This window comes from Secundilactobacillus odoratitofui DSM 19909 = JCM 15043 (assembly GCF_001434895.1).
Taxonomy (GTDB): Bacteria; Bacillota; Bacilli; order Lactobacillales; family Lactobacillaceae; genus Secundilactobacillus; species Secundilactobacillus odoratitofui.
In genome coordinates this window covers 1-12,297 of record NZ_AZEE01000004.1, presented here as the reverse complement: position 1 = coordinate 12,297, position 12,297 = coordinate 1, and the positions used below count along the sequence as shown (strand labels likewise).

General features: G+C 44.0%; 9 protein-coding genes. All 9 read left to right on the top strand.

Translation table 11 applies throughout. The features are described 5' to 3' along the window. Positions 1–15 precede the first annotated feature (15 nt). The gene (rplI, locus tag FD04_RS00905; RefSeq protein ID WP_054702249.1) at positions 16–468 is read left to right on the top strand and encodes a 50S ribosomal protein L9; all 453 of its coding nucleotides are present in this window, start codon (positions 16–18) and stop codon (positions 466–468) included. Positions 469–550: 82 nt separating this feature from the next. Continuing rightward, entirely contained in the window at positions 551–1,942 is a 1,392-nt protein-coding gene (gene dnaB / locus FD04_RS00900; RefSeq protein WP_056946351.1) for a replicative DNA helicase, read from the top strand. Positions 1,943–2,156: 214 nt separating this feature from the next. Next, positions 2,157–3,041, top strand: coding sequence for a LysR family transcriptional regulator (locus tag FD04_RS00895; RefSeq protein ID WP_056946350.1), 885 nt, complete (start codon positions 2,157–2,159; stop codon positions 3,039–3,041). A gap of 68 nt (positions 3,042–3,109) precedes the next feature. After that, positions 3,110–3,703, top strand: a complete 594-nt coding sequence (locus FD04_RS00890; RefSeq protein WP_162255740.1) for a flavodoxin — start codon at positions 3,110–3,112, stop codon at positions 3,701–3,703. A gap of 14 nt (positions 3,704–3,717) precedes the next feature. Next, positions 3,718–4,461, top strand: coding sequence for an SDR family oxidoreductase (locus tag FD04_RS00885; protein ID WP_054702243.1), 744 nt, complete (start codon positions 3,718–3,720; stop codon positions 4,459–4,461). Between the two features lie 12 nt (positions 4,462–4,473). After that, positions 4,474–4,893 carry a cupin domain-containing protein gene (locus FD04_RS00880; protein ID WP_054702240.1) on the top strand — a complete coding sequence of 140 codons (420 nt, stop codon included), beginning with the start codon at positions 4,474–4,476 and terminating at the stop codon, positions 4,891–4,893. A gap of 1 nt (position 4,894) precedes the next feature. Continuing rightward, the gene (locus FD04_RS00875; protein WP_056946348.1) at positions 4,895–5,215 is read left to right on the top strand and encodes a carboxymuconolactone decarboxylase family protein; all 321 of its coding nucleotides are present in this window, start codon (positions 4,895–4,897) and stop codon (positions 5,213–5,215) included. Positions 5,216–5,918: 703 nt separating this feature from the next. Further along, positions 5,919–7,532, top strand: coding sequence for a peptide ABC transporter substrate-binding protein (locus tag FD04_RS00870; RefSeq protein WP_056946347.1), 1,614 nt, complete (start codon positions 5,919–5,921; stop codon positions 7,530–7,532). Between the two features lie 674 nt (positions 7,533–8,206). Beyond that, a partial coding sequence (locus FD04_RS00865; protein ID WP_156660372.1) for a KxYKxGKxW signal peptide domain-containing protein occupies positions 8,207–12,297 on the top strand: 4,091 nt, incomplete at its 3' end.

Below are 12,297 nucleotides of genomic sequence, written 5' to 3'. Positions count from 1 at the left end.
AGAGGAGGACTTATTGTGAAGGTTATCTTTCTACAAGATGTTCGCGGTAAAGGTAAGCGCGGCGAAGTTAAAAACGTGCCTGACGGTTACGCCCAAAACTTTTTGATCAAACAGGGCAAGGCTAAGGCAGCAACAGCAGGTGCAATGAGCCAGCTCAAGGGACAACAAAAAGCCGAGGCTAAGCGTGAAGAAGAGGAACGTCAAGAAGCTGTCAAAGTGAAGCAAGTTTTGGAAGCTGATGAGACGATCGTTCAACTCACTGCTAAGGCCGGCACGGATGGTCGCTTGTTTGGGTCAATTCCAAGCAAACAAATTGCGCAAGCACTTGAAAAGCAGTATGGTATTAAATTAGATAAACGTAAAATTGAACTTCGCGAACCAATTAAGATGATGGGTTTCATCAACGTTCCCGTTAAGTTACACCAGGACGTGACGGCCAGAATTCGGGTTCACGTTTCAGAAAAGTAAGTTATTTGGCAAGGGGTCGCAGGCAGGTGAATTGCCACGACCCCTTCGTGTTTACAGCGGAGTGATTAATGAGGAGTACAAAATGAGTGAAGGGTTAAGAGATCAAACGCCACCTCAAAATATTGAGGCTGAAAAAGCGGTGTTAGGGGCAATCTTTTTAAACGGCGATGCCTTAGTTGATGCAATGGAACAGATCACTGCGGATGATTTCTATCGTCGTGCGCATGGGTTGATTTTCCAGACGATGGTGAACCTGAATGATCAAGATGAAGCCATTGATGTGGTGACCGTATCGGATGAACTGACACGGTTAAACCAGCTGGAAGACGTCGGTGGTATGCCTTACATTGCCGAATTAGCATCGTCGGTACCAACGGCGGCTAACGTGTCTTACTATGCTAAAATCGTCTCACAAAAAGCTGTCATTCGCCGTCTGATTCAAACAGCGACTAAGATCGTGACGGACGGCTATACGGAAGACGTGCCGGTCGATGAGATGTTGGACCAAGCCGAACAAGCCATCATGAACGTGAATGAATCACGTAATCAGTCTGGCTTTAAGGTCATCAAAGATGTCTTGAATAATACCTTTGAAGAAATTGATCGACTGTCACAACAAGGCGACACGATCACCGGATTATCAACGGGTTATCCGGATCTGGATAAAATGACTACTGGCCTGCACGATGACGAACTCATGATCCTAGCTGCTCGGCCAGCCGTTGGTAAAACGGCCTTTGCGTTAAATATTGCTCAAAACGTCGGCACTAAGACGGACAAGGCAGTTGCCATCTTCAGTTTGGAAATGAGTGCAGAATCGTTGGTTAACCGGATGCTGTGTGCGGAAGGTAGCATTAACGCCAACCATCTACGAACTGGTCAGCTTGAAGAGGGCGAGTGGCAGAACCTGATCGTAGCCATGGGGAGTCTCTCAAAAGCCAAGATTTTCATCGATGATACAGCTGGCATTAAGATGTCTGAGATCCGCGCTAAATGCCGCCGGTTGGATAAGGAACAAAACGGCAACCTCGGTCTAGTTTTAGTGGACTACCTACAATTGATCGAAAGTTCTGGCGCCGAAAACCGGCAACAAGAAGTTTCAGCCATTTCTCGTCAACTCAAAAAGCTGGCTAAAGAATTGCACGTACCAGTAATTGCATTATCACAACTGTCTCGTGGTGTTGAACAACGTCAAGATAAGCGACCGGTGCTATCTGATATTCGTGAGTCTGGTTCGATTGAACAAGATGCTGATATCGTATCCTTCCTATATCGGGATGATTATTACGAACGTGAAGATGGCGATGACAGTGACGACAATAACGGTGGTGGCGGAGACGATGGCGTACAAGACGTTGGTGAAGTTGAAGTCATCATTGAAAAAAACCGTTCGGGTCCTCGTGGGACGGTTAAGCTGTTGTTTGTGAAATCGTACAATAAATTTTCATCGGTGGCCTATACACCCGAACAATAGCGCTTAGCTTGACAAGATGGGAACGTTCATGCGATACTAGCTGACGGTGCCAAACCATGGCGAGTTACCAATGATCGGCGCATTCGTGCGTTCAGAAGGTCGGCGGCCTCGCCGCTTACATAATATAAAAGTAGGACGATTGTCGATTGTGGCAATCGTCCTACTTCGTTTCATGCTAAACTAAAAACCAAGATGACTGAGAGGAGTCCTAATTGTGGAGCTGCGCACACTACGTTATTTTTACACGATTGCTGAAGAGGAAAATATTACCAAGGCTGCAGACGTACTCCATATCACACAACCAACGTTGAGTCGTCAGTTAAAGCATCTAGAAGATGAACTAGGTACGGAATTGTTTCGGCGAGAACGTCAACGGTTAGTGTTAACGGAGGCCGGAACATTTTTGAAGGATCGAGCGGCTGAAATTTTGGCCCTCTCACAACAAACGTCACTTGAGTTTGAAAATCGGAAAAAACAACTGTTTAGTGGCCATATCACAATTGGCTGTGTAGAAGCCGATAATTCAGATACGTTAGCGATGATGTTGGAAGATTTTGTGGCCGATTATCCGCAAGTGACGTTTGAAATCTTTAGTGGGACCAGTGATATTATTATGGAACGTCTAGATAAGGGGTTGCTTGATGTGGCGATTTTGCTAGAGCCGGTCAATACAACTAAGTATAAGACTGTGACGTTACCACGAACGGAAAAGTGGGGGCTGCTCGTTTCAAGTGATTCGTTTCTAGCGCGGCAATCAGAGATTACACCACAAGAAATGATTGGTGTGCCACTGATGATGTCAGGTCGACCCGATGTGCAACACTTAATGGCTGACTGGGCGGGCGTACCCGTCAATGAGTTGAACGTGGTGGGTAACTTCAACTTAACGTTTAACGTTATCCCGTTAGTGGCACATCAAGTTGCGGCGGCTTTAATGATTGAGGGTTCGATTAGTGGCCGACAGCCGGATGATGTTAAATTTTTACCGTTATCGCCAACCATTCAGACGAATTGTGTACTGGTGTGGCGGCGTGAACGGATTGTTTCACCTGTTGTTAACGAATTTATCCATTACTTTCAAAATAGTTTCCAAAAATAAGGTTCATGCCCGTTAGGCATGAACCTTATTTTTTTAGGCATTTTACCAATGACCAGATTGCTTGTAAGATGAACTTATCAAGAAAGCAGGTGAATGATTTGGTGGCAATTGTCACTTTCTCGCATTCAGGTGAAAACTTGGTTGGCGGACAGTTGCAACAAGTTGAGGTGGGCTTAACGCAACAGGTTGCCTTGCAGTTAAGCGCACAACTTCAAGCGGATTGCTATCAAATCCAACCTGTTGAGCCATATGATATCAAGTTTAACGCCACGCTCTTGCGGGCCGATTCAGAACGTCACTTGGGTGCTCGGCCAGAGGTTAACTTGGTACCGCATCGACTTGAGGCGACTCATCGGGTCATCTATCTGGGCTATCCAAATTGGTTTGGTACGGCGCCTGCACCGGTGCTTAGCTGGTTAAGTCAGCAGTCACTTGAGGGCGTGTCGATTTACCCATTTTGTACCCATGAAGGTGGCGGCCTTGGTCGCAGTGTTGCCGATCTGCAGCGAGTCAGCCCTGGTGCAATCGTATTGCCCGGACTGCCAATTCGAAGTTCACGTGTTAAGCAAGCGCAACGCGCCATTGCGGGTTGGCTTTGGAATACAGAGCGTAGGTTGAAACCCAATCAACTGGGTACGGATAATGGTTTGTCAAAATATTAAAGGAGTGTTTATATATGACAGTTAAAGATAAAGTAATCGTAATCACAGGGGCATCATCAGGTATTGGCGAAGCAACTGCCACCTTACTGGCGCAAAATGGCGCTAAGGTCGTTTTAGGCGCACGACGAGCCGAAAAATTACAGACAATTGTTGCGCGGATTCAAGCAGCTGGTGGGCAGGCCGCCTATCGGGTGACCGATGTGAGGAACCCGGATGATTTAATGCAGCTAGTCGCTTTGGCTAAATCAGAATTTGGCGGTATTGACGTGATTTTTAACAATGCAGGAATCATGCCAACGTCGCCAATCAGTGCACTGAAGACGGCTGAGTGGAATGACATGATTGATATTAATTTAAAGGGTGTTTTAAATGGCGTAGCAGCAGTAATGCCAGATTTCACTTCTCAAAAACACGGCCAAATCATCACGACCTCCTCAGTAGCGGGCATTAAGTCGTTCCCAGGAGCCGGCGTATATGGTGCCACTAAGTTTGCCGTTCGCAATTTAATGGAAGTCATTCGGACGGAAAGTGCGCAGGAAGGCACTAATATTCGAACTGCGACGCTTTATCCAGCCGCAATCAACACCGAATTATTGCACACAATTACCGATCAAGAAGCCTTAGCGGGTATGAATCAACTGTACGAAGCGGTCGGTATCACACCAGATGCGATTGCGCGCGTTGTGAATTTTGCAATCGATCAACCTGAAGATGTTAATTTGAATGAGTTTACAATTTATCCAACAAAACAAGCCTAGGAGGCAGTGATTATGGTTAAAAATGAACAAGTTAAGCACGGTATTTTTGAAATGGGACCTAAAAATGATGCCTATGCCAAGTACTTCGTGGGTCAAAGTTATCTACAAGGACTGGTAAATGATCCTGAAATTAGCGTTGGCGTTGGTAACGTGACGTTTGAACCAGGTTGTCGTAATAACTGGCATATTCATCACGATGGCTTCCAGTTACTGTTGGTTACCGGTGGTGAGGGTTGGTATCAAGAGGCTGGCCAACCTGCTCGGCACCTGGTACCGGGTGATGTGGTTGTGACTCATGATGGGGTTAAACACTGGCATGGGGCTACAAAGGATAGCTGGTTTTCACACATCGCCATCACTGCAGGCACGCCAGAGTGGTTGGAACCGGTGAGTGACGCTGAATACGCAGCAGTCGAAACGAAGGCTAAATAAAATGGTTAAAAAACAAACGGCCGGGCGTGACGCCCTTGGTGAATTTGCGCCAAAGTTTGCTGAATTAAATGATGACGTATTGTTTGGTGAAGTTTGGTCGCGAGAAGCGCAGATGTCAGCACGTGATCGTAGCTTGATCACCTGTTCCGCGTTGATGGCACAGGGGTTGTTTCCACAACTTGAGGCCCATATGAAAATGGCGAAGCAAAACGGTGTGACAAAGGATGAGATGGTCGAATTAATTACCCAATTGGCCTTTTATACCGGGTGGCCAAAAGCCTGGTCAGCGTTTGGCCTGGCAAAAGAAATTTTTAAAGCTTAATTGAACAAGCCAAAGAGCGGTCAAATCATCAGTATGTTGATTTGACCGTCTTTTTAATGATAATACAAAAAAGCTCAACCGTATTAGGGGGTACGGTTGAGCGAGGGGGAGTTGGATAACGTTTAAGTTTAGGTTGTTCTCTAATGTTTAGGGGGAGGAAAAACATTGGAATATCGTTATCTATTTAAGGGGATAGTCAATCAATTGCTTAATTGACTATGTTTACATAATAGCCAGAAATTGTGATAAAAATGTGAACTTTTTCGTGTGAGTTGGTAAAGGAAAAGTAAAGGATTGGTAAAGGCATCTGTTTTGAAATAATTGAAAACTAAATTATGTTTGAATTCTGCTTGACAACCAAATGAATAAGGATTACATTAATAATCGTAATCTTGAATATTAAAAGTCAACGAAAAGATGAGTACTTATTGATCACACGCCTAGCAAGTCCGGGATAGTGCAAGCCGGATCGGTGATCATGGGGAAGCGGGTCTTGGAGACGTTAAAGCACCGGCTGGCAACCGTTAACTTGCTTGAGTTAAATAACTCAATGAGGAAGGCTATGTGAATAGTCTTTGATAACTAGGTGGTAACGCGCGGATGGCGCCCTTGATTCAGTCGAATCGAGGGTGCCTTTTTGTATTCAAAATAATTATCGAAATTGTATAAATATTGTATATTATTCATTTGGGAGGAAACGTGTATGAAAAAATCAATTGGGATCGCAGGGGTTGTGTTAGCCCTACTATTAGCTGGCTGTGGCCAGTCAAGTTCATCATCTTCAGCAAACAAAAACAAGGTCTTAAACGTGACGTTACAATCTAATCCAGCAACGGCTGACCCAGCCATCTCTGGTGACGTGAACAGTTCCGCTATGATTGCACAAACGATGGAAGGGTTATACCGTTACGACAACAATGGGAAGGTTGTTGCCGGGGTGGCTGAAAAGGTCGTTAAACCAACGAATAACGGGACGGTTTACACCATCAACCTGAAGAAGAATGCAAAGTGGGCCAACGGTCAACAAGTTACTGCGCAAGATTTTGTGACCTCATTTGATCATCAAGTTGACCCAACTTCAAAATCACAAGTTGCCAGTGATTTGAAATACGTGAAGAACTTCGCTGCCGTTCAGGCGGGTAAGGTGAAGCCAAGTGCCTTTGGTATCAAGGCTTTAAGTAAAACCAAGGTTCAAATTACGCTTTCTAAGCCACAACCATGGTTTGGTGACATTTTGGCCGCCAAAGCCTATCCAATCAACACCGCAGCGTTTAAGAAGTACGGCAACAAGTTTGGGACTTCTTCTAAAACAACTGTCACCAACGGTCCATACGCTTTGAGTGATTGGAACAGTACGTCAGATACTTGGTATTACAAGAAAAACACGCATTACTGGGGTAAAAATGACGTTAAGATCAATAAAATCAAAGTATCAGTTGTGAAGGATCCAGGTACTGCACAGAGCCTATTCAAGTCAGGTAAGTTGCAAGAAACTCAAATTACTGGGACTTACGTTAAGGCTAACGAGAACAACAAGCAATTAGTTAAGACACCAAACGGGTCCATGCGTTTCCTTGAATTTAACGATAAACATAAAATTACGCATAACAAGAACGTTCGTTTAGCCTTCAACAACGTTGTTAACCGTAAACAATTGACCACTTCTGTCTTACAAGATGGTTCTCAACCCGCTGAAAGTCTGATTCCAAAGGGTGACTTGTCAAACCCTAAGACCGGTGAAGACTTTACGAAAGAAGCAGGTCAGTTAACCAGTTATAACCCTAAACAAGCAACTAGCTTATGGAACAAGGCCAAGAAAGAATTAGGTATCAAGAAGGCAACTTTGACGATGATTACGGCCGATACGGATGTTGAAAAGCACGTGGCTCAATACTTGCAGCAACAAGCTCAAAAGTATATGCCAGGTTTAACCATTGACCTTAAGTCAGTACCACTGGCCCAACAAATTTCACTGGGTGCAAAGCTCGATTACGACATTGACCTAGATGGTTGGACAACCAACTGGCATGATCCATTGGACTTCTTACAAGTGGCTGATGGGAGTAACCCAGTTAACTTCACCAAGTGGAACGACAAGACGTATCAAAACATGATCAAAGAAATCAATGATACCGCCAAGTACACGACGCAAGAACGTTACAATTTGATGTTAAAAGCTGATAAGTATGTGACTGAAAATGCCGGTTTAGTACCGCTTTACCAACAATCAAAAGCATACCTTGTTAGCAAGGAAGTTGGCGGATTGAACTACACACTTATTACGAACGGTAATTATCGTTACGCCTACTGGAAATAATCGGGAGACGTGATGAACGTTAAATGATAAATAAAAACGATTGAAATGCAGGGGGGCATTTCAATCGTTTTTTTGACTCTTTGTTATAGAGCTTTTTTAGCTAGTTAGTATTTGCAGCATAATTCTCATATTGTTTTGGAATATTCTTTAAGTAACTATCGCAATTGCACAGTCGTAAAATGGTAAGACAACGTGGTAGCCAGGTTTAGTTTGGTACTTCTGGCCTGACCTTTTCAACCACAGCTGCCTTGATTTTCATGAAAAATACAGTCCTTTCATTAATAAGATACAAGTTTATTATCACACAATTGTAGTTGGCTATAAGTGTTTTTAGTAACATGAAACATCGTTATATCATGTTATGCCAATATAATGTAGTCGCGTGTTAATCGTAAACAGGCTTCACAATATCGTGCAAAAGATACCCTTGGAAAGTTAATGAAAGCGCTATACAAATTCAAGGAAATATGTCATTATTTAGGTAGTTGACGACATTTATTAGTTGGTATTCATAAAGAGTAATTTGAAAAATCTTGGCCGACTAGTAGATCATATTTTGCAACGATAGGTTAGGTGTACTTAATCTGGGGGGAGCTGTAGTTAACGGGAGTTGAAAAAGTTAATAGTCAACTTGCACTGAAGATTGATGCGCATCTATTTCGGGGGGGACCGACATGGTAGGAAGAAATAATCATCAAAAGACATTGCAGGCAAATTTGAAGAAACATTATAAAACATATAAGGCTGGTCGGCACTGGGTGTTTGCCAGTATCGCCAGCTTATCGATGGGGGCAGTACTATTCTTTAGTGCTGGACTGACAACTTTTGCAAAAACTGATTCATCAGCCGTGGACACCACAAGTACGAGTACAGACTCGACAAGTGGGACGTCGACGGCCAGTTCGAGTGTCGTTTTGTCAAGTTCGACGGCGAATAGCGGGAGTGTTGACGACCAGTCTGGCCAGGATACTTCTGACAGTCAGTCAAATACTGCTGAAACGGAATCTGACACTGAATCGACAGTGGCACAATCAGCCACTCAGAGCAAAGCGACTGAGAGTAATCAGGCTAATGCGACCAAAGCCGTGGTCAATACTAAAGAGTCGAATGCTTCGACTACCAATGAAACTGCCACAACCGTTGAAGACGCTGGCACAAGTGCTCAAACAGACACAAACTCTACTGAAACCAAGGCCGCCCAAATCACAGACAGTGACAGCGATACCGTAGCCTCAGATGTTGATAATGTTAAAGTTACCAAATTGGTAGCACCAACGGCGGATAAAATTTCGGCCGCTAAAACTGCTGCCGCGGCTGTGTATGCTACAACCGGACAAGCACAAAAACTTGAATTTGTAGCGGGGGAGCCAACGACAGCTGATAAGTTGGTGATTACTTCAGAAGTCTCTTCGCTGGGACATGGTACGACGCCACTGAACGGCAGTGGTGGTGCAACAGACTATACCATTACCGTCAAGTACTCGAATGTTAAGGCTGGGGACGTGATTACTTACACCTTGCCAACTAATTTGGATCTTCTCAAATACGTCGAGAATAGCACTTTAGTTAACGGAGTCGGAACTACCACTGTAACGCCAAATGCGGACGGTACTACAACAATCACTGATACGTTTACAGCTGATGCAAGTGGCATTAATATCCAAACTTCCAAACTGTCTAGTTATAACAATAACGCGGATCTTAACATGTCGGCAGATCAGGTTGGCCAAAGTGTGACCGGACAGATTACCAGTACTTACAACGGTGTTGCTGATGATTCTTATACCATCACGCAGTACTATGATCCTACTGTTGCGATTCCAACGTCTCCAACGAGAAGTAATCCAACTTCTACCGGGACGAACGCGGTCAAGTCAGTGTTACCAAACACCGATTATGTATATAGCTTTGCGCTTTCTGAATCGCCTGACTATATTAACGTTACTTCTGAAGGTTGGGCAGCGCCCAGTCAACAAGTACGTAGAACAATGAACACTGGCGGTACTACTATTACGATTCCAGTGCCAAGTTCATTTGTGTTGAACTCGGACTTAACTAACCAACTCAATGGATTTACTTCAAGCACCACAACAATAACTCAAACAGGCGAAGGTGCTGACATTATTATCACTGTACCTGCGAATACCGGTGTGAGTGGTAATAACTTGAATCCTTATTATCTGGCTGGCTCGTATGACATTGAGCAAACGAGTGCACAACAGACACTTACAGCTGCCGGTGGCGCGACCATAAGCCAAATAGCGCCAAACGGCACTTTGACAGCAACCACTGCTGATGGGTCGAAGTGGACAGAAACCATTGCAGCGGTCGATGAACCTGATACAACAACCACCGGAGCGATTTCCGGTGGTGGCAACTCGAATACTGCTAATCCAACCAAACTCATGTTAAACGCTGGACCAGATTCGCCAAAGTATATTAACTCTTTTTCAGTTGATACCAATTCTGCATATGTTATTACAGATGCCAAAATCACGATTAACGTCCCAGATGGCGTAGATGGCACTGGCTTTACGGTGCCAGCAACCAATTCCAATCTCAATAAGGGTGCATACACTACTGGTACAACCGAATATGGTTATACTGTGACACACGCTGATGGCACTGTAGAAACTGGTACTGTGAAAGCGGGTGGGACATTCAATTCCACAAGTTCTAGTCCTATCCGTACGATTGTTTTGACGCCAAATTATTTAGCACCCGGTTCTGGAAAGTTTGAATTTAACTTAATTGGTACGTTGTCTAATAATTATGATGACGGCACCGCGGTTGCTGTCGGAGATAATATTGTTTTTAATGAGTCGGTTGATTTTCCAAGTAATGAAACTGATAAAGCACCTTTTACTGGGAAAAATACTGAAACGGTTGCAGACCCGGTTGCTGATGCCAGAGCTTATTTGCAAACGTACAATTCTCAGACAACGCCAGGACAGGGGCATGATTCGTACATTGCTAACTATTCTGGGAATTTTGGGCAGACCACAAATTATATATATGAGCCAATTCTTTACTTTGTGCTGCCAACCTATGGTTCTGTTAAGAAGATTAAAATACCAGCGACTGATCTTGCTGCCGGAGTTCAAGTCAGCTATTATACGACGGATTCAGGCGCTACAGGTGTAAAAATTGATTATACAGGCACTGGCTTATACATGAATGAAGGGGCAGGAACCGGCACTTATGGTGTGGCTCTGAATGATTCACCAATTGACACAGTGGCTGGCACGTATCCATCATATTTCTTAATCTATTCGCCGGTGACAACGCTTCAAGGAACAAGCCCTAATACCGATTTGTCCCTTGCGGACGGTGACAGTCGAGCCGTATTAGCAACTAATGGAGAACGGGATTGGACCATCAAAACGGTTAGTTCTACAAACGCATTCAATTTTGCACAAGGTAATCAAGATACTGATGCTGTTTCGGCCGGGACTTCTGACGTTTCTGGAAGCTCAACAATGGATTTTTACGCCAACATGGTGAACTCTTTAAGTACAGCTACTTCAAACACTTCAGAAATTTTGAACTTGCCTACTATTGGTGACGAGGCCGGATCAACATATACATTTAATCTTACTGGTCCAATTACTTTGCCAACTAATTTCACAAATGCTGCAGGAAACGGTGCCGCAATAACGGACGCACAAGTGTTGTACGGACTATCGACTTATGACAGTTCCAGTACTTCAACTACACCGGATACGACTTCATTTATGACTGAGGATGAATTATTAGCCTCGGGTCACTCATGGTCAGATGTTCGTTCAGTCTATATTTCAGTGGGTAGTATCCCGGTTAATACCTCTACCGGGCGTATTCAGATTGAAGGAACTGTCGACAATTTAATTGAAGATGCTGGAAAAATTGGCTATTTGGGTAGTCTTTATTATGCAAACAATGCGAATCCTTCTGTTTCACAAAAAGCAGCTTCGATTGCCGTTACAGGTGTTTCAACCGTTAAGGCGCAATTCCATTACGTAGATGATAGCGGACAAGACGTCTATATTCCGCTAGCAGATTTGTCTAAAACCTATAACGACAATGTTGACACAATGAATACTACCGATTTCCCGTCAACTGCGACTGATTTTAATGCCGATGATACAGCGCTAATTCCTTCGAAGTATGTTCTTGCTACCAATTCTGATGGCAGTTTGATAATGTCGATCAAAAATTCGGACGTTAGTGATTATGATGGTCATCCAAATGAACTTGCTGCGTTTGGGCAAGTTGTTCAGTATTATTTCAATGATGATACAGTGACTTATGAGTTGACTAACGGGAAAGCTTCGTTGACAGTTACCTACGTGGATGATTCAAATGATGGTGCAATCGTTGGTGCGCCTTCAAAGATTACTAATACCGTTGATACACATGGGACTTATACTGCGACAGCACCGACTAATTATCTTTTGGCTAGTGGGCAGGATAGTGAAATTCCTTATGTCTTGTCCCTTGATGATTCGGATAATATTACAGTTCATTTAGTTCATAATGTGACGTATTCCACTGTAACAACGACGCAGACAGTGAACTACGTACAACAAACGACCAATCAAGTATTGCATGAACCAACCACGCAAACCATTACGTGGAACGTCTCCACTGACGCTGTGACAAATGATTCAGTCTACACGCCACAAGAGGGGTACGCAGCAACAAGCCCAGCAATCATTGCGGGATATACACCAGTTGGAACTGGAATCGCACAAAACATGCCAGCACCAACGACGACAGCGCCCCA

Excerpts from the sequence above, each read along its gene's own strand:
- dnaB (WP_056946351.1), top strand. The coding sequence starts at position 551 with ATGAGTGAAGGGTTAAGAGATCAAACGCCACCTCAAAATATTGAGGCT.
- FD04_RS00890 (WP_162255740.1), top strand. The coding sequence starts at position 3,110 with ATGAACTTATCAAGAAAGCAGGTGAATGATTTGGTGGCAATTGTCACT.
- FD04_RS00885 (WP_054702243.1), top strand. The coding sequence starts at position 3,718 with ATGACAGTTAAAGATAAAGTAATCGTAATCACAGGGGCATCATCAGGT.
- FD04_RS00880 (WP_054702240.1), top strand. The coding sequence starts at position 4,474 with ATGGTTAAAAATGAACAAGTTAAGCACGGTATTTTTGAAATGGGACCT.
- FD04_RS00875 (WP_056946348.1), top strand. The coding sequence starts at position 4,895 with ATGGTTAAAAAACAAACGGCCGGGCGTGACGCCCTTGGTGAATTTGCG.
- FD04_RS00870 (WP_056946347.1), top strand. The coding sequence starts at position 5,919 with ATGAAAAAATCAATTGGGATCGCAGGGGTTGTGTTAGCCCTACTATTA.